This window comes from Rhizobium brockwellii, assembly GCF_000769405.2.
Lineage (GTDB): Bacteria > Pseudomonadota > Alphaproteobacteria > Rhizobiales > Rhizobiaceae > Rhizobium > Rhizobium brockwellii.
Genome location: NZ_CP053439.1, coordinates 3,774,213 through 3,791,628, shown reverse-complemented (window position 1 = coordinate 3,791,628; position 17,416 = coordinate 3,774,213). Strand labels below are relative to the sequence as shown.

Annotated in this window: 15 protein-coding genes; 7 read left to right on the top strand and 8 right to left on the bottom strand. The window is 60.9% G+C overall.

All coding sequences use genetic code 11. The features are described from left to right. Window positions 1-26: 26 nt before the first annotated feature. Entirely contained in the window at window positions 27-806 is a 780-nt protein-coding gene (locus RLCC275e_RS18665) for a gamma-glutamyl-gamma-aminobutyrate hydrolase family protein (RefSeq protein WP_033179640.1), read from the bottom strand. 281 nt (window positions 807-1,087) lie between these two features. Between RLCC275e_RS18665 and RLCC275e_RS18660 the strand changes: the two genes are divergently transcribed. Continuing rightward, the gene (locus RLCC275e_RS18660) at window positions 1,088-2,194 is read left to right on the top strand and encodes a TRAP transporter substrate-binding protein (protein WP_018243590.1); all 1,107 of its coding nucleotides are present in this window, start codon (window positions 1,088-1,090) and stop codon (window positions 2,192-2,194) included. An 84-nt stretch (window positions 2,195-2,278) separates the two neighbouring features. On the opposite strand, the gene RLCC275e_RS18655 is transcribed toward RLCC275e_RS18660, so the two are convergent. Together RLCC275e_RS18655 and RLCC275e_RS18650 are read right to left on the bottom strand one after the other, a co-directional pair. Continuing rightward, complete coding sequence (locus RLCC275e_RS18655; protein ID WP_033179641.1) at window positions 2,279-3,772, bottom strand: TRAP transporter large permease; 1,494 nt, start codon at window positions 3,770-3,772, stop codon at window positions 2,279-2,281. Between the two features lie 21 nt (window positions 3,773-3,793). Beyond that, the gene (locus RLCC275e_RS18650; protein ID WP_033179642.1) at window positions 3,794-4,333 is read right to left on the bottom strand and encodes a TRAP transporter small permease subunit; all 540 of its coding nucleotides are present in this window, start codon (window positions 4,331-4,333) and stop codon (window positions 3,794-3,796) included. A 328-nt stretch (window positions 4,334-4,661) separates the two neighbouring features. Between RLCC275e_RS18650 and RLCC275e_RS18645 the strand changes: the two genes are divergently transcribed. From RLCC275e_RS18645 to RLCC275e_RS18620, 6 genes are all read left to right on the top strand, one after another. Beyond that, entirely contained in the window at window positions 4,662-6,965 is a 2,304-nt protein-coding gene (locus RLCC275e_RS18645) for a putative bifunctional diguanylate cyclase/phosphodiesterase (protein ID WP_033179643.1), read from the top strand. Between the two features lie 141 nt (window positions 6,966-7,106). Next, window positions 7,107-7,859 carry an N-acyl amino acid synthase FeeM domain-containing protein gene (locus RLCC275e_RS18640; protein ID WP_003542957.1) on the top strand — a complete coding sequence of 251 codons (753 nt, stop codon included), beginning with the start codon at window positions 7,107-7,109 and terminating at the stop codon, window positions 7,857-7,859. Between the two features lie 242 nt (window positions 7,860-8,101). Next, entirely contained in the window at window positions 8,102-8,326 is a 225-nt protein-coding gene (locus RLCC275e_RS18635; protein WP_003552834.1) for an aa3-type cytochrome c oxidase subunit IV, read from the top strand. Window positions 8,327-8,481: 155 nt separating this feature from the next. Beyond that, window positions 8,482-9,630 (top strand): Re/Si-specific NAD(P)(+) transhydrogenase subunit alpha, encoded by a 1,149-nt coding sequence (locus tag RLCC275e_RS18630; RefSeq protein ID WP_033179644.1) that lies wholly within the window; start codon window positions 8,482-8,484, stop codon window positions 9,628-9,630. After that, window positions 9,630-10,028 (top strand): proton-translocating transhydrogenase family protein, encoded by a 399-nt coding sequence (locus RLCC275e_RS18625; RefSeq protein WP_003552830.1) that lies wholly within the window; start codon window positions 9,630-9,632, stop codon window positions 10,026-10,028. The genes RLCC275e_RS18630 and RLCC275e_RS18625 overlap by 1 nt, the downstream gene beginning before the upstream one ends. Before the next feature lie 7 nt (window positions 10,029-10,035). Then, entirely contained in the window at window positions 10,036-11,439 is a 1,404-nt protein-coding gene (locus tag RLCC275e_RS18620; protein WP_033179645.1) for an NAD(P)(+) transhydrogenase (Re/Si-specific) subunit beta, read from the top strand. A gap of 95 nt (window positions 11,440-11,534) precedes the next feature. Here RLCC275e_RS18620 and RLCC275e_RS18615 read toward each other — a convergent pair whose 3' ends face one another. From RLCC275e_RS18615 to RLCC275e_RS18595, 5 genes are all read right to left on the bottom strand, one after another. Next, window positions 11,535-12,017 (bottom strand): DUF992 domain-containing protein, encoded by a 483-nt coding sequence (locus RLCC275e_RS18615; RefSeq protein WP_033179646.1) that lies wholly within the window; start codon window positions 12,015-12,017, stop codon window positions 11,535-11,537. Between the two features lie 61 nt (window positions 12,018-12,078). Beyond that, window positions 12,079-13,731, bottom strand: a complete 1,653-nt coding sequence (locus RLCC275e_RS18610) for a sensor histidine kinase (RefSeq protein ID WP_033179647.1) — start codon at window positions 13,729-13,731, stop codon at window positions 12,079-12,081. Window positions 13,732-14,220: 489 nt separating this feature from the next. Beyond that, window positions 14,221-15,090, bottom strand: a complete 870-nt coding sequence (locus RLCC275e_RS18605; RefSeq protein ID WP_033179648.1) for a tetratricopeptide repeat protein — start codon at window positions 15,088-15,090, stop codon at window positions 14,221-14,223. Window positions 15,091-15,225: 135 nt separating this feature from the next. Then, window positions 15,226-15,441 (bottom strand): 30S ribosomal protein S21, encoded by a 216-nt coding sequence (rpsU, locus tag RLCC275e_RS18600; RefSeq protein WP_003542939.1) that lies wholly within the window; start codon window positions 15,439-15,441, stop codon window positions 15,226-15,228. Between the two features lie 177 nt (window positions 15,442-15,618). Beyond that, window positions 15,619-17,220: an adenylate/guanylate cyclase domain-containing protein gene (locus tag RLCC275e_RS18595; RefSeq protein WP_033179649.1), complete on the bottom strand. Its 1,602-nt coding sequence runs from the start codon at window positions 17,218-17,220 to the stop codon at window positions 15,619-15,621. Window positions 17,221-17,416: the final 196 nt, after the last annotated feature.

Here is a 17,416-nt window from a genome sequence, read left to right as displayed (position 1 = left end):
TCTGGTGGCTCGCCGGCGTTGTGCCGTCACGCGATCGACTGCGCGGGGGAGACCGGCAGCTTGGCAGCGGCATAGGCGCGGACGGCGTCGCCGAAAGCGGCGAACAGCTGGTTCGAGGACTTGTCGGTTTCAGCCCAATATTCCGGATGCCATTGCACGCCGACAGCGAAAGCCTTGGCGTCGATAACGGAAACGGCCTCCACCGTGCCGTCCTCGGCGACCGCTTCCACCTGCAGGCGTGGGGCGGTTCTGGCGATTGCCTGGCGATGCAGGGAATTCACGCGGATCTCGCCCGGACCGAGAATGCCTGCGATGCAGGAACCTTCCTTGACGTGGACGGTCTGGCGAATGGCGTACATGCCGTCCCGGTCGACACCTTCCGGCCGGCGATGGTCCCAGTTGCCGGGCTGCTCCTGAATCTCGCTTGCCAGCGAGCCGCCGAGGGCGACATTCAGCTCCTGGATGCCGCGGCAGATGGCGAGCAGCGGGATGGCGCGGTCGATGGCGCGGCGGATGAGCGGCAGGCTGGTGGCGTCGCGGGCGGGGTCGAAGGGGCCGTCCTTGTTATTCGCCGCGGCACCGTAGAGCGAGGGATGAACATTGCTGGCCGAACCGGAGACCAGCAGGCCATCGACGCGGTCGAGGATCGCATCGGTATCGTAGCCCTCCTCGAAAGCGGGGATGATGAAGGCCATGACACCGGATGCGTTCAATGCGGCGCGCAGATATTGATGCTGCACGGCATGCCAGGTCGCGCCGTCGAAGCTACGGATATCGGCAGGAATGGCAACGATCGGTTTCGTCATATCAGCCCCGGTGAAATCTTTGTGCTCGCCGTTTCTGCCGCCAGAATGGCCGTCGAGTCAACGCTTGGCTGCACCGGGTGGCCAAATTGCGGCGGAAGCGGCGCCCTGTACCGCTAAGCCGCTGATTCTGATGGATAGGTGCGGGCTGCCTTATTGCCGTCTTGATGCCAAAGGCTAATAGACTAAAGCTTGAATCGCGGCTTGCGCCATGCTTAGCTTTGCCCTTGCTGCGGGTAGGGGTGAGATTGACCGCGCAGTGTCATCTATATGGGAGGTTTTTGATGGATCGTCGTTCGTTTTTCAAGAAGGCGGGAACCGCCAGCGCCGGTGCGGTCGCCGCAACGGCATTGGCAGCGCCTGCGATCGCGCAGGAGAATCCGAAGATCGCGTGGCGCATGACGTCGTCGTTTCCGAAGAGCTTGGATACGATCTATGGCGGCGCCGAGGATATCGCCAAGCATGTTGCCGCCGCAACGGATGGCAATTTCACGATCCAGCCCTTCGCGGCCGGTGAAATCGTGCCGGGCCTGCAGGCCGTCGATGCGGTTGCCGCCGGTACGGTCGAAGCAGCCCATACCACCTCCTATTATTTCGTCGGCAAGGACCCGACCTATGCCATCGGAACGGCCATTCCGTTCGGACTGAACAGCCGCCTGACCAATGCCTGGTATTATGAAGGCAACGGCAACAAGCTGATGAACGAGTTTTATGCGACGCAGGGCATGTATGCCCTGCCGGCCGGCAATACCGGTGCGCAGATGGGTGGCTGGTTCCGCAAGGAAATCAATACGCTCGATGACCTCAAGGGCGTCAAGATGCGCATTGCCGGTCTCGCCGGCCGCGTCATGGAGAAGGTCGGCGTCATCCCGCAGCAGATCGCCGGCGGCGACATCTATCCGGCGCTGGAAAAAGGCACGATCGATGCGGCGGAATTCGTCGGCCCCTATGACGACCTGAAGCTCGGCTTCCACAAGGTGGCGAAGTACTACTATTATCCGGGCTGGTGGGAAGGTGGCCCGACGGTGCATGGGTTCTTCAATCTCGAAAAATGGAGCAGCCTGCCCAAGCATTATCAGGCAGCGCTGACCGACGCCTGCGCCTTCGCCAACACCAACATGCTGGCGAAGTACGACACGAAGAATCCGACCGCGCTGAAACAGCTGGTCGCGGAAGGCGCGACGCTGCGCCCGTTCAGCCAGGAGATCATGGAAGCCTGCTTCCAGGCAGCAACGGGCATCTACAGCGAAATTTCGGGCACGAACCAGTATTTCAAGAAGATCTACGACGATCAGACCGCCTTCAAGCGGGACGCCTATTTGTGGATGCAGCTGTCGGAATACACTTTCGATACGTTCATGATGATCCAGCAGCGGGCCGGCAAGCTTTAAGGCTTTTCGCAGGCAAGCGCGGCGATTTAGACGAAGGCGATACCAAAACCCCGGATTTTTGTCCGGGGTTTTGTTTTTGCTGGACTATTTTGCCGGTGGCGGCGGTGCTCCCGGCAGGCCGTTCAACGGCGGCAGGGTCAGGCCGGGGATCTGCGGTGAGCCATTGCCACCGCCGCCCATCGGCGGCAGGCCGAGCTGGCCGCCGAAGCCCGGGACTTCGATTTTGATCGAGTTCGGGTCGACCTTCGGGCCGTGATCCAGCCAATAGGTTACCGATTGCGGCCAGAAGATCACGATCGCCACCAGGATCAGCTGCATACCGACCCAGGGGAGAGCCCCCATGTAAATATCCGAGGTCTTGACGTCCTTGCTGGCGATCGAGCGCAGGTAGAAAAGCGCGAAGCCGAAGGGCGGGTGCATGAAGCTCGTCTGCATGTTGACGCAGATCAGGACGCCGAACCAGATCAGATCGATGCCGAGACTGGAGGCGACGGGGGCAAGCATCGGGATGACGATGAAGGCGATCTCGAAGAAATCGAGGAAGAAGGCGAGCACGAAGATGAAGATGTTGACGAAGATCAGGAAACCAACCGGCCCGCCGGGAATGCCCGACAGCATGTGCTCGATCCAGCGCGAGCCGTCCATGCCCTGGAACACCAGGCTGAAACAGGTGGAGCCGATCAGGATCATCACTACCATGGATGTGATGTGTGTGGTCGATGCCATGGCTTCGCGGATCAGCGGCCAGGTGAGGCGGCGATTCATGGCGGCAAGCACAATGGCGCCGACGACGCCGAGCGCGCCTGCTTCCGTCGGCGTTGCAAGACCCATGAAGATCGTGCCGAGCACGAGGAAGATCAGCACGATCGAAGGGACCATGCCCATCAGCACCTTCACGAGCAGAGCCCAGTTGAAATCGCCGCGCACCTCTTTCGGCAGCGGCGGCATCGATTTCGGCCGAATAATCGACATCACCAGGATGAAGAGCACGAAGATCGTCACCTGCAGGATCGAGGGGCCGATCGCGCCGAGATACATGTCGCCGACCGACCTGCCGAGCTGATCGGCGAGAACGACGAGCACGAGCGAGGGCGGGATGACCTGGGTAATCGTGCCCGAGGCGGCGATGACGCCGGTGGCAAGGCGCGGATTGTAGCCATAGCGCAGCATGATCGGCAGCGAGATCATCCCCATGGTGATCACGGAAGCGGCCACCGTGCCGGTGATCGCCCCGAGCACGGCGCCGACGAGGATGACGGCATAGGCCAGCCCGCCGGGTATGCCACCGAAGAGTTTGCCGGTGCCCTCGAGCAGGTCCTCGGCCAGGCCGCAGCGCTCCAGCACCGCACCCATGAAGGTGAAGAAGGGAATGGCGAGCAGAAGGTCGTTGGAAAGAATGCCGAAGAAGCGCAGCGGCAGAGCCTGCAGAAAGACCTCGCCGAAATGGCCGGTGACGATGCCGATGATGGCGAAAAACAAGCCGACGGCGGCGAGCGAAAAGGCGACCGGAAAGCCGTAGAGCATGAAGATGATCATGCCCAGGAACATGGCCGGCGGGATGATGCCGAAATCAAACAAATCCGTTTCTCCCAGCCCGCGTTACTGCAGCGGCTTTTCGTATGTCGTATCGATGCTGATATGGCCGGTGAGGGCTGCGATCCGCTTGACCAATTCCGAGAGGCCTTGAAGGGAGAGCAACGCGAAGCCGGCGACGAGGATCAGCTTGACGGGCCAGCGGATCAGCCCGCCGGCGTTCCCCGATATTTCCCCCTGATGGTAGGAGAGCGTGAAGAAAGGCCAGCATAGCCAGGTGAGATAGACACATGCGGGAAGGAGGAAGAGGATGAGGCCGACGATGTCGATCCAGATCTTCGCCCTGTCAGAAACCGAACCATAGATCAGGTCGACGCGGACATGCTCATTGTTGCGCAGCGCATGCGAGGCGCCGAGCATGACGACGAAGGCGAAGAGATACCACTGAATCTCCAGCCAGCCGTTCGAACTGTAGTTGAAGGCGTAGCGGACGATGGCGTTTCCGGCGCTGATCAGGCAGCAGAACAGCACCATATATTCGGAAAGTTTGCCCATGAACTGACTGATCGAGTCAATCAACCGGCTTGCGGTCAGAAGTACCGACATTCGCCTCCCCTTGTTCTTGTCCCGCCGATTTTCCGGCAGTTTTCCCTCTTGCAATCGATGTAGACCACGGCCTTTGAAATTGGAAGGATAAATGCCTCGCGTTGGAGTATAGTCTTAGACGCATCGGCCCCGCCGTAGGGCCGTCAAATATTTCAACAACCCAGGCGTGGATAAATTATTCCGGTAATCTCGCCGGTAGGCTGCATTAACTCGCGTAGGCTGTGCGGTTCACCCTATGGTTTTAGAAAATTTGACCAAATGTTTGATTCCATTGAAATCAATTTTTAAAAGGTTGGGCCTAGAATTCCCGCGCACAGGGAAAGTGTGGATGAAGCCAGATAACCCGAACAGGGTCCCTATAGATGTGTATCTGTCGTTTGTGAGTTCCCTTTCCGGGAACCGCATGACGCTGCTTGCTGGCGTGATCGTGCATGTCGCGACATGCCTTGCCGTTGCTGCCAAGACCCAGTCCTTCGTCTATATCCTGCTGGCGGCCGCCTTCCTCCTGGTCTTTTGTGTTCGCATGGTCATCTTCCGGCAGTTCGACCGCGTCGAAAAGGAGAGCCTGTCGCACGCCGGAATCGAGCGTTGGGAGCGGATCCTGGTTGCCGGTGCTGCCTGCACCACCACCCTGCTTGGCATCGCCAGCGGATACGCCATCTTCGTCGTTCATGATTCCTTTGCGGAACTTGCCTGCATTGCGGTTACCATGGCGACCATGGTTTCCGTTGTCGGCCGCAATTATGGTTCGCGCCTGGCGGTCGACCTCCAGACCTTTTCCTGCTGTCTGCCGATGATCGTCTGCAGCCTGATGGCGCTCGATTTTTATCGTGGCTTGTTGTCGATCTTCCTCATTCCCTTCTGGCTGACGACGCGGGCCATGGCGAACGGCGTGCGCGAGTTCCTCTATGAGAATGTCATCGCGCGCCGGGAAATCACCATCATCGCCGACCGCTTCGATACGGCGCTCAACAACATGCCGCATGGCCTGGTCATGGTCGATGCCGAAAACCGCATCCAGGTCGTCAATCGCAAGGCCTGCGAGCTTTTGAAGATCGGTGCGCCGGATCGGTTGAAGGACCGCGATCTCGGCGCCGTGCTGCGCTACGGCGCGCGCTACAGCTTCATGGACGCCTCGCAGCCGGAGCTCATCCTGCGCCAACTCACCCAGGTCGCCGAAGGCAACCTGTCGCGCACGCTCATCCACTTCCCTGAGGGCCTGTCGCTCGAATTTTCCGCCAGCCGCAGGGCTGACGGCGGCGCCGTGCTGATCTTCGAGGACGTGTCCAGCCGGGTGAAGGCGGAGCAGAAGATCATGCACATGGTCCGCTTCGATGCGCTGACCGGCCTGCCGAACCGAGAATATTTCGGGCAGCTGGTGCAGGATTATCTCGCCAAACATCACAGGAAAGTCGGGCCGCTCGGCTTCATGGTTCTCGATATCGACGAGTTCAAACATGTCAACGACATGCGTGGCCACGTTACCGGCGACCACCTGCTCTGCGCCATTGCCGCCCGCATCAAGCAGGCCTCCGGCAACGCCATCCTCGGCCGGTTGATGGGAGACCAGTTCATCTTGTTCTTCCCGCATGCGAAGGAACAGGCTTCGCTCGACGTCGAGATCCGCCGCGTGCACGCCGCAATCCAGGGCAACTACGCAGTCGACGAGCTGACCTTCCTCGTTTCGCTCAGCGCCGGCTACGCGATCCTCGAGAGTGCTGCGTTTGCGATGGACGAATGGAGCGTCAAGGCGGATCTGGCGCTGTTTGAAAGTAAGTCGCGCTTCAAGGGCGGCATTTCCGGCTTCGAGCGGGAGATGGATGGCCGCTATATCGAGCAGCAGAAGCTGAAGGCGGATCTGCGCGATGCGGTCTCGGCGCAGGCGCTGCATCTCGCCTTCCAGCCGATGTTTCGGGCAGACGGCTCGCGGATCGAGTGCGCCGAGGCGTTGGCGCGCTGGGTTCACCCGGAGAAGGGCTCGATCCCGCCCGACGTCTTCATCCGGCTCGCCGAGGATATGGGCATCATCTCCGACATCACCCGTTTCGTGTTGTTCAAGGCGTGCAGCGAATGCATGAACTGGCCGGAACATATCGCCGTCTCGGTCAACCTTTCAGCGCGGGATCTGCGCGATGCCGATATTCTCTCGGTGGTCGCAGAAGCGCTTGCCCATTCCGGTCTCGACGCGGCGCGGCTGCATCTCGAAGTCACCGAAAGCTGCCTGATCGACGAGCCGGCGGCCGTGCGCGCCATCCTGGCGGAGCTCAGGGCCCGCGGCATCACCATCGCCATCGACGATTTCGGTACCGGCTTCTCTAGCCTCAGCTACCTCGACACACTGCCGCTCGATATCGTCAAGATCGATCGCTCCTTCGTGCGCAACATCGTCGAAGATAACCGCCGTCTGAAGCTGCTGCGCGGCACGGTCCATCTCGCCCGCGAACTGGGCCTGAAGATCGTCATTGAAGGCGTCGAAACCGAGGAGCAGCTCGCACTGCTCAACAAGCACCGCAGCGCCGATCTTGTTCAGGGTTACGTTTTCTCGCCGCCGGTGCCTTCCCAGAATATCCCACTGTTGCAGCAGGGCATCGGCCGCCGCGTCGTGCAACGCCGCCGCAACAAGGTCGCCTGAGCGGTCTCAACTGACAGTTTCCCCCTGAAAAGCGCGTGCCGCGTTAACCTTAACGATTTAAAAACAAGGGAAATTATCGGATTTCCTTGCCTAAATTTCGCTGGCGTATGATTAATGATCCGTTAACGAGCGGATCGAAAAATGTCAGAGACACTGTTCAAGCGTAGCGATTTCAGCACAAAAATTTTGGAAGTTTTGGATCATGTCGAGTATCGCCGCGTCGAAAGCAGCGAAGACATGGAGCAGGTGGAACGGTTGCGCTACAAGGCCTACAAGGCCCATGACGTGCTGGCGCTCGCCCCGAAAGGGCTGTTGGACGACAGCGATTTCGACAGCCACGCCTATATTTTCGGTCTGTATTATTATGGGGAACTGGTCAGTACGATCCGGGTTCATTATGTGACACCCGAACATCGCCTCAGCCAGTCCGGCGGCGCTTTTCCCGAGGCGATGGATGAACTTCTGGATGCGGGGCTGACCCTGATTGATCCGGCGCGTTTCGCGGCCGACCCTGAACTCACCGCCGACCTGCCCTGGGTTCCCTATCTGACGCTGAGGCCGACCATCGTGGCGGCGGCGTATTTCCGTGCGGACCGCGTTCTTCAATTCGTTCGGCCGCCGCATGCAGCCTTCTACAAGCGGGTCTTCTATGCCGATACGGTCGTGCCGGGCCGGCTGGCGAAGAATTACGGGATCGACATGACGCTGATGGCGACGAATGTGATCGAGGTTGGGCGCAAACTGTTGACGCGCTATCCCTTCTTCATCTCCAGCGCCAGCGAGCAGCGCATGATGTTTTCGCGCAATCCCAACGACACCCTGCCGCCGCTCACCATCATTCCGACGGCGCGTTTCGTGCCGCAAGGCGAACTCGGCACCGACCTGCCGCTGTAATTTACCCTTGTTCCCGACGAAGAGACGTTCTCCGCCGGGCAGAGGAGGGCGATGGACGGCAGGCGATATCAGCCGTCGTTCAGGTCTGTCCGGGCCTCTGACATCGCGGTTGCCACGCGCGCCTGCGGCATTCTCATGCATTGCGCTTTTGCCTGTCATTGTGTAATCCCTGCAAGAAGGGATTTCCCTCGCTCAGGCTAGGGAATCGAGCAGCGCAGAGGCATTTCAGGGAGACGATATTTATGGCCGAACATCATACCGGACCGGTCGAGACCGGCGCGCCGATGGATTACAAAGAACATGAAAAGACCTACGACATGTTCATCGCCAGCGCGAAATACGGCTCGATGCTGCTCATCGTCCTCCTGCTTGCGATGACCGCCGGTTTCTTCGGCGGCGCCGGTCTTCTCGGTGGCCTCTTCGTCTTCATCATTCTTCTCGCCGCCGGCATCTTCCTGTTCCGCTGATCGCGTAGATTCAGGGGATCAGAGCGTCCTTTGTGCGTCCGAAAGGGCGCACGGCGCTCTGAGGGGAGGAGAGCTTCTCCGAAGCTTGTTGAATGAGGTGCTTGGCCTGCGCAGGGAAACCTGCGGCGGTCTGGCTGACCCGGAGGAGGGGGCAGTTGGGCAATATTGTTTTCGTTGCAAGGGAAGTTACGGGCGAGGAGACGCGCGTCGCCGCCTCCGCCGAGACCGTGAAGAAGATGAAGAGTTTCGGCTTCGACGTCGTCGTCGAAGCCGGTGCCGGTGCGGCTTCGCGTATTCCGGACGGGGAGTTCGAGGCCGCCGGTGCCAGGATCGGCAGTTTTGCGGATGCAGCCTTGGCCGACGTGGTGCTGAAGGTGCGCCGTCCCAGCGGATCGGAAATCTCCGGCTATAAAAGCGGCGCCGTGATCATCGCCATCATGGATCCCTACGGCAATGACGAAGCGATCGCGGCACTGGCAAGTGCCGGGCTTTCGGCTTTCGCGATGGAACTGGTGCCGCGCATTACCCGCGCCCAGTCCATGGACGTGCTGTCGTCCCAGGCCAATCTCGCCGGTTACCAGGCCGTCATCGAGGCGGCGGCGGTTTATGACCGCGCCATGCCGATGATGATGACGGCGGCCGGCACCGTCCCGGCCGCCAAGGTCTTCGTCATGGGTGCCGGCGTCGCCGGTCTCCAGGCGATCGCGACCGCGCGTCGTCTCGGCGCGGCGGTGTCGGCCACCGACGTTCGCCCCGCAGCCAAGGAGCAGGTCGCCTCGCTCGGCGCCAAGTTCATCGCCGTCGAAGACGACGAGTTCAAGGCGGCGGAAACGGCCGGCGGCTATGCCAAGGAAATGTCCGCCGACTATCAGGCGAAACAGGCGGCTCTGGTTGCCGAACACATAGCCAAGCAGGATATCGTCATCACCACCGCGCTGATCCCCGGTCGTGCGGCACCGCGGCTCGTTTCGCGCGCCATGCTCGCCTCGATGAAATCAGGCGCGGTCGCCGTCGACCTCGCGGTCGAGCGCGGCGGCAATATCGAGGGCGTCGTCCCCGGCGAGGTCGCCGATGTCGAAGGCGTCAGGGTGGTCGGTTTCGCCAACATGCCGGGCCGGGTTGCGGCCAGCGCCTCGGCGCTCTACGCCAAGAACCTCGTGACCTTCCTCGAGACCATGGTCAACAAGGAAACGCGGAGCGTCGTCGTCAATCTCGACGACGAGCTCGTCAAGGCGACGATGCTGACCTATGCCGGCGACGTGGTTCATCCCGCCTTCGGCGGCGCGAAGAAGGGAGACATCTGATGGCCAGTGAAGCAATGGACAGGGCGCTGGAGCAGCTCGACCATGCGGTGACCGCCGTGATCACGGCGGCGGCCCAAGCACCGGAAGCGGCAAGTGCCGCGACCGGCGGGGCGATCGATCCCTTCGTCTTCCAACTCGCCATCTTCGTATTGTCGATCTTCGTCGGCTATTACGTCGTGTGGTCGGTGACGCCGGCGCTGCATACGCCGCTGATGGCCGTCACCAATGCGATCTCCTCCGTCATCGTCGTCGGCGCGCTTCTGGCGGTCGGCATCTCGACCAGCGGGCTTGCGACCGGTTTCGGCTTCGTCGCCCTGGTGCTCGTCTCGGTCAACATCTTCGGCGGCTTCCTCGTCACGCAACGGATGCTTTCGATGTACCGCAAGAAGGACCGGTGAGGGACTGATGACCAATATCGCAGCCTTCCTCTACCTCGTCTCCGGCGTGCTCTTCATCCTGGCGTTGCGCGGCCTGTCGCATCCGGCCACCAGCCGCAAGGGCAATCTCTACGGCATGATCGGCATGGGGATAGCGATCCTGACGACGCTGGTGCTGGCGACGCCTGACTTCGGCGGCTTCGTGCTGATCGTCCTTGGCCTTGCCATCGGCGGCAGCGTCGGCGCCTATGTCGCCCGCACCATCCCCATGACCTCGATGCCGCAGCTCGTCGCCGGTTTCCATTCGCTGGTCGGCCTTGCCGCGGTGCTGGTCGCGGCCTCCGCGCTCTACACGCCGGCTTCCTTCGGCATCGGTGAGATCGGCCAAATCTACACCGAGGCGCGCGTCGAGATGGCACTCGGCGTGGCGATCGGCGCGCTGACCTTTACCGGTTCGATCATTGCTTTCCTGAAGCTCGACGGGCGCATGTCCGGCAAGCCGATCCTCCTGCCCTACCGGCATGTGATCAATGCGAGCCTGCTGGTGTTGATCGTGCTCTTCATCATCGGGCTTGCCGCCACCGAGAGCCATTTCGACTTCTGGGCCGTCGTGGCGCTGTCGCTGGCGCTCGGCGTTCTGCTGATCGTGCCGATCGGCGGGGCCGATATGCCGGTCGTCGTATCGATGCTGAACTCCTATTCAGGCTGGGCTGCGGCCGGCATTGGCTTCACGCTCGGCAATCTGGCGTTGATCATCACGGGCGCGCTCGTCGGCTCCTCCGGCGCGATCCTCTCCTACATCATGTGCAAGGGCATGAACCGTTCCTTCGTCTCCGTCATTCTCGGCGGTTTTGGCGGTTTTGGCGGTGAGATGGCGTCCGGCGGACCCGACACCTCAGACAGGACGGTCAAGCTCGGCTCGGCCGAAGATGCGGCCTATCTGATGGCCAATGCATCGAAGGTCATCATCGTGCCGGGATACGGCATGGCGGTCGCCCAGGCCCAGCATGCGCTACGCGAACTCGCCGACAATCTCAAGAAGAACGGCGTCGAGGTAAAATATGCGATCCATCCGGTCGCAGGCCGTATGCCCGGCCACATGAACGTGTTGCTCGCCGAAGCGAATGTTCCCTATGACGAGGTTTTCGAGCTCGAGGACATCAACTCGGAATTCGCCCAGGCCGACGTTGCCTATGTCATCGGCGCCAACGACGTCACCAATCCGGCGGCGCGCGACGACAAGACCTCGCCGATATACGGCATGCCGATCCTCGACGTCGACCGGGCAAAGACCTGCCTCTTCGTTAAACGCTCGCTCGGCTCGGGTTATGCCGGCATCGACAATACGCTGTTCTACAAGGACGGCACGATGATGTTGCTCGGTGACGCGAAGAAGATGACCGAGGATATCAACAAGGCGATCGCGCACTGATCGACGCCAATGCAGCCGCCCTCCGGGCGGCTGTTTGATTCATGCCAGTCTGCACCGTCGTGCCTCGACAACGGCAATCTCTCTCTGCGCTTTCGTCAGGTCTCGCCCGGCACGAGTGTCATCTTCTCGACGCCGATTGCCAGGTTCAAACCTTCCTGCGCCTGGACGTTCAACGGCTGCAGCATGAAGGCCTTGTTGGTGCCGCCGGCGATAACCTTGGCGCCGGCGCCCGCACCGATGCTCGCATCGGCGCCGATCCCGTAATATTCGCCGGCTAGAGCGAATTGCGGGATATCCGTGCCGGTCTTTGCCAACACCTGCCAGATCATGACGCTCTTGCCGGTCTGGCCGATATCGAGGCCGAATTTCTCGATTTTGCCGGCATAGACCGCCTTGGCGCCGCCGGCCGCCGGCGTATAGGTGCAGATGAGGTTCTTCTGCGAGGTGACGATCAGACCTTGGCCGCCATCCGATCCGCAGACAAGACGGCCAAGCGTGACATAGCTTTCCGCGCCTGCCGGGCTACCCCAGGCAACGGCCGTCAATGCCGCGGCTGCGATCATCGTTTGCTTGAACATGGTCTTTCTCCTTTGGAATGACCTGTCCGAAACGGGTGGAGATAGCGATTGTTCCGGGGCCTTAGTCCCGCACCAACGTCGCGCGCTGCGCCGTCAGCACCCACAACAAGCCTTCGGGCCGGAAATCGATCTCGACCGTGCCGCGAAAGGCGGAGGCGGCATGGGCCTTGATAACGGTCGTGCCGAAGCCCGAGCGCGATGGCTCGGTGACCGGCGGGCCGCCGCGCTCTTCCCAAGTGAAGCGAAGCAGGGCATCCGGCTTGTCCTCCTCGCTGACGTCGCGCCATTCGAAGCGGACACGGCCTTGCGGTACGGAAAGCGCGCCGTATTTCACCGAATTGGTGGCGAGTTCATGCAAGGCGAGGCCGAGATTCTGCACGGCATCCGGCTTCAGCACGAAGTCTTCGCCGCTGATGTCGATCTGCTCGCGCGATTGCGGGAAGGCCTGCAGATGGATGTCGACGACCCGCCGCAGCGACACGCCTCCCCATTGTTCGCTGGTCAGGAGCTCGATCGAACGCACCAAGCCCTCGAGGCGGTCGGCGACGGCGGCGCGGAAGGACTCGACGCTGTCGGACTGCTTGGCGAGCTGGCGCATCATTGCCTGGGCAAGCGTCAGAAGATTCTTGGTGCGGTGGACGAGCTCGTGCATGACGAAACGCAGCCGGTCCTCGGTCTGGCTACGATCGAAAGAGGCATTCGAAAGGGCAATCGCCACCTGGTTCGCCTCGATGACGCTGGTCTCGACCGGCGAGACGATATGGCCTTCGCCCATGCGGTTCGCCATTTCGGCGATATCGCGAATGGTGGTGCGCACCTGTCTTGCGACGGCATAAGCGCCCAGCACGGCGACGAGCACCAGTGCCACGCCGCCGATGATGAGGAAACGCCAGGTGCTGAGGATCGACGCCTGGGCGATGGGTCCCCAGATCACCGTCTTCCACGACCAACCGGGAATCTGGGCATAACCGAGGAGCATGTGCGGCAGGATTGTCTCGTCCTGGAAGACGCCGCGGGACACGGTGAGCGCCGGCAGAATACGCGGGTCGAAGGGCGTGCCGGGTTCGAGGTTGGCAGGGCCGGTGGCCGCGACGACGTGGCCGCTCTCATCGATGATGGCGGCCGACCAGCCGGGCGCAAGGCCCTCGGTGGTCACGAGCTTGCCCAGATCCTTGGCGTCCTGCGTGATGATGAGGGCTGCGACCGGATCATTCTTCCGGGGCAGGGTGACGTTATAGACCCATTCGCCGCTGGTCCGGCCCCGAAAGACGTCTGATGCCTCGATGCGACCGGAAGCCATGACCGCTTCGAAGGCTGTCATGTTCGCCGTCTTGCCGAGCGGCGTGCCGAACGCCCGGCGCGTGTTCAGCAGCTGCTGGCCGGTGCGGTCGACGGCGATGACGAAAAGCGTATTGTCTCTGAGGGCGGTTTCCGTGCGCTCGTGGAAGGAGGCGAGATTGCCGTTTTCAAGTTCCGGCGAACTCGAAAGCAGCCGAAGCGTCGTCGCCATGTCCTGAAGCTGGCGGTCGATGATGCGTGAAAGGGCAAGCGCGTCCTGTGCCGTCTCGCGCTTCAGCGTCGAACGCTGGTTGTCCTCCAGCTGCAGCAGAAGCAGCGCCACGAAGGCGAAGATCGGCAGTGCGATCGCCACTGCCATGGCGACGAGATAGGTGCCGATCGAAGCCTTGGGAAAAAACAGTGTGACGATTTTCATCTATTACGCCACATCGCATAATTCCTTAAATCGGAATCGATTTAAGGATAAAATCATGCAGCAACTCAAAGGGCTATAGTGTTCTTTGCGCGTCTGAAAAGACGCGCGACGCTGTAATGCGCGTGGCCCGCAACGGTTTTCGCCTGCGGCCAGGAAAGCAAAGATCCGCATCTCTCGCAAACCGCCCCCAACACGTGTTCGAACATCCGATAGCGGGCTATCGAAGCAGGTCCATGTTAGGGGGAGCGAGAGCAGGTTGCAACACACTATGACAGGCCATCGACGATGATGGACGCTTTTTCGGCTTGTCTTTGCAAGGCGGTGCGACCGGCTTTGCGGCAGCGTCGCTTCCTCCCCCGGGTTAGCACGCTATCACCTCGATGACATCGAGCGGCCGGAAGATTGGCTTGAATCATCAATGCCTTGGCCGACATCTGCGATAGGCGGCGCGACCGGCAAGAGGCGGTTGCGGGCCGCCCGATGATGTCTTTAGCCGGCTGGGGCGACGCCGATGCGAGCAAGGCCGTCGCGAGCCGGCTGGTACTTCGCATCGAGGCCGATTGCGTGCCGATAGGAGCGGGCGGCCTTCGCCTTGTCGCCGCGGCGTTCGTAGACGAGCGCCTGGTTGGCCCAAGATTCGGCGACGTTGCCGTTGAGCTCGATCGCATGGTTGAAATCGGCAAAGGCGTTGTCGTCGTCGTTCAGCGCGATATAGGAAATGCCGCGGCCATTATAGGGCTCGGGCGAATTCGGCGCGAGCGAGATCGCTTTCGAGAAATCGTCGATCGCCTTATCCTGCTGATTGCGCTTCTGATAGATCAGGCCACGATTGTGGTAGGCGCGGCCATCGGTGGTGCCGAGCTGGATCGCCTTGTCGAAATCGTTGAAAGCCTGATCATCCTGGCCGGCCATGCGATAGACATTGCCGCGGCCGATATAGGCGACGTCGTAGCTCGGATTGATCTGCAGGGCGGCATTGTAATCGGAAATCGCCTGGGCCTGCTGGCCCATGTTGCGATAGACGAGAGCGCGGTTGGCGTAAGCCTGGAAAAACCGCGGATTGATCTGTAATGCCGTGTTGAAATCGTTCAGCGCCGGGCGGAACTGGCCGGCGCGGCCATAGGCGGAACCACGGACGTTGTAACCTTCGGGATCCCTCGGATTGGCGTTGATGACCGCCGTCAGCGACGCGATGTTCTCTTCCGAGCCCTGCGCCTTGTCGATGCGGATCACGGCATCCGTGGTATTGGTCGTCTCGCAGCCGGCGAGGCCGAACATTGCCGCCAGCGCCAAAGCGGGCAGGGATGCAGTTTTCTGCAAGCGCAAAGCGCGGGACGGATTAAAGGTGTTGACAGCCATTCGGGCTCGCTTTCCCCATGCGGCATATCCGGTGCACGGATATGCGATCTTCAGCGGCAAACTAAAAAAGGCGGCGGCGAACCGATCGCCCCCGCCACAATGCATCTGAAAGCGTCGAAAAAACGACGGAAACGCTCAGCGTGCTGCGACCAGACCTTCGCGCTGGGCGCGCTTACGGGCCAGCTTGCGAACACGACGAACAGCCTCGGCCTTTTCGCGAGCACGCTTCTGCGACGGCTTCTCGTAATAGTCGCGCATCTTCATTTCGCGGAAAATGCCTTCGCGCTGCATCTTCTTCTTGAGAGCGCGGAGAGCCTGATCAACATTGTTATCGCGGACAAGTACCTGCACGAGAATCACGTTCCTTTGGTTGGTTGATGCCGGAGGCGGCGCAGCGGCCAGAGGCAAAACAATGACGTTCGCGCGGCCGGGGCCTTGCGATTGGTGATGCGAAATAGCAGATCGGATACGGGAAGTCCATATGGATATGGGAGGCGGGCGGAAAAATCACGCTTGCCCGATATCCGGTCACGATCCGGCGGTTTCGGGCAGGGTTTCGTCCAGTGCGGCGATCGCCTCCTTGAGAGCCGTCCTGACCCGGAGGCGATCGGCAGGCTCCAGCCGGCTCATATCCAAATGCAGGTCAAGGCCCGAGAGGTGCTCGCTGAGAACGCGGCTTTTGTGGTTCGCACCGAGCGTCAACCCATCCACCGCATAGGGTACGATCTCGCGCTGTATGCCCTTCATCGTGATCGGCGGCAGGGGATGGGCGTCGACAATTTCGTTCACCAGCGCGTAGGTTTCGTAGCTGATGACGATCTCTCCTCCCTGGGCGATCGATTGCAGCCGGGCTGCGAGATTGGCCTCCGCTCCGATGATCGTATAGTCCATGCGGTCGTTGCTGCCGAAATTGCCGACGTTGCAATAGCCGCTGTTTACCCCCATGCGGACGACGAAAGGCTCTTCGGTGCCGTTTCTGCGCCATCTGTCCTTGAGTTCGCCGAGACGGCGCTGCATGTCGACGGCCATGCGCAGACATGCTTTCGCATCCTCTTCCGGGCCCTTGGTTTCGGGATCACCGAAGAAGACCAGCATCGCGTCGCCGATGAACTTGTCCACCGTGCCGCCATGCTCCAGGGCAATGTTCGACATCTCGGTCAGATATTCGTTGAGCATCTCCGTCAGGGCTTCCGGTTGCAGGCGCTCGGTCGTCGCCGTGAAGTCTTTGATGTCGGAGAAGAAGATCGTCAGGCGCTTGCGCTCGGTATGGACGACGACGTCTTTCTGCCCGGAGAAGATGCTCTTGTAGATCTGCGGCGAGAGATAGCGCGAAATCTTCATCGAAACGCTGGCGAGGAATTCGTTCGCCGCTTCCAGATCCTTGTTGGCGCTATGGATCGCGCGCGTCTGTTGCCGCTGGAGCACAATGAAGCTGATGCCGATGACGGCGACGAAAAGAAAATAGCAAAGCAGGTATTTGAAGGCGAAGACGTTGCTCGCGTAGGGTTGCCGGATGATGACTTCCTGAATGCCGCGCACATCGCCCAGCTTCCAATCGGTCTTCGGGCTTTCGGGGTGGGTATTGTGGCAGGCAACACAGGCCTGGCCCATGACGACGGGGGTGATGAACCGCAAGGTATCGGTCAATCCGACGCGGGTGAGATCGTTCAGCGTCTGCTGCGCATTGGCGCGCAACGCGGCGAGCGCTTTTTTCTCAAAGTCGTCGAGCTCGTGGGATGCGCGGCTCTTGAACGGCAGGTCGGAGACGAAACGGTAGGTGATATTGGCCTGCTGCTCCTTGATGACGTCGCCGAGCTCCAGGGAAAGCGTGGCAGGCAGCGGGATGGCGCCTGGAATATTCGCATAGTTGTGGGAGACCACCGTGCCCTCGGTCGCGCCGCTGGCATGGGCGGCCAGAACGCGCCCCACAACATTCGTGGAATAATAGGAGCGGATGCTCGATATCAGCGAGCTCATGTCGCGGGCCTGGCGCCGCAGGGTATTGCCGGAGAGATCGCTGATATCAAGCCAGACGGCAAGCGGCAGCCCGGCGAGCATTGCCAGCACGACGACAATCAGCCAGTAGCCGCTTCGGCGTGCGGCGGATTCGGAAATCACGGCGACCTTCATCCTTCTCTCGAAAGAGCATCCGATTTTCGATTGTTACAAGAGCATTTCACCGCGCGCCGGGCAAGTTTGAAGCCCTTTCATCCAGGCAAAAGGCCGGCGAAAACTGGGGGCGTGGCCGTATTGAAGACGGTTCCCTGCCGTTCGCCGGAAAGCGAAATGCGGGAGGCTGAAAAGAGAGCGCCCGGGATGCATCTGC

Bases quoted from the DNA above. Each gene is read 5' to 3' on its own strand.
- RLCC275e_RS18660 (WP_018243590.1), top strand. From the start codon at position 1,088: ATGGATCGTCGTTCGTTTTTCAAGAAGGCGGGAACCGCCAGCGCCGGT.
- RLCC275e_RS18640 (WP_003542957.1), top strand. From the start codon at position 7,107: ATGTCAGAGACACTGTTCAAGCGTAGCGATTTCAGCACAAAAATTTTG.
- RLCC275e_RS18610 (WP_033179647.1), bottom strand. From the start codon at position 13,731: ATGAAAATCGTCACACTGTTTTTTCCCAAGGCTTCGATCGGCACCTAT.
- RLCC275e_RS18665 (WP_033179640.1), bottom strand. From the start codon at position 806: ATGACGAAACCGATCGTTGCCATTCCTGCCGATATCCGTAGCTTCGAC.
- RLCC275e_RS18635 (WP_003552834.1), top strand. From the start codon at position 8,102: ATGGCCGAACATCATACCGGACCGGTCGAGACCGGCGCGCCGATGGAT.
- RLCC275e_RS18595 (WP_033179649.1), bottom strand. From the start codon at position 17,220: ATGAAGGTCGCCGTGATTTCCGAATCCGCCGCACGCCGAAGCGGCTAC.
- RLCC275e_RS18615 (WP_033179646.1), bottom strand. From the start codon at position 12,017: ATGTTCAAGCAAACGATGATCGCAGCCGCGGCATTGACGGCCGTTGCC.
- RLCC275e_RS18620 (WP_033179645.1), top strand. From the start codon at position 10,036: ATGACCAATATCGCAGCCTTCCTCTACCTCGTCTCCGGCGTGCTCTTC.
- RLCC275e_RS18625 (WP_003552830.1), top strand. From the start codon at position 9,630: ATGGCCAGTGAAGCAATGGACAGGGCGCTGGAGCAGCTCGACCATGCG.
- RLCC275e_RS18605 (WP_033179648.1), bottom strand. From the start codon at position 15,090: ATGGCTGTCAACACCTTTAATCCGTCCCGCGCTTTGCGCTTGCAGAAA.
- RLCC275e_RS18650 (WP_033179642.1), bottom strand. From the start codon at position 4,333: ATGTCGGTACTTCTGACCGCAAGCCGGTTGATTGACTCGATCAGTCAG.
- RLCC275e_RS18645 (WP_033179643.1), top strand. From the start codon at position 4,662: ATGAAGCCAGATAACCCGAACAGGGTCCCTATAGATGTGTATCTGTCG.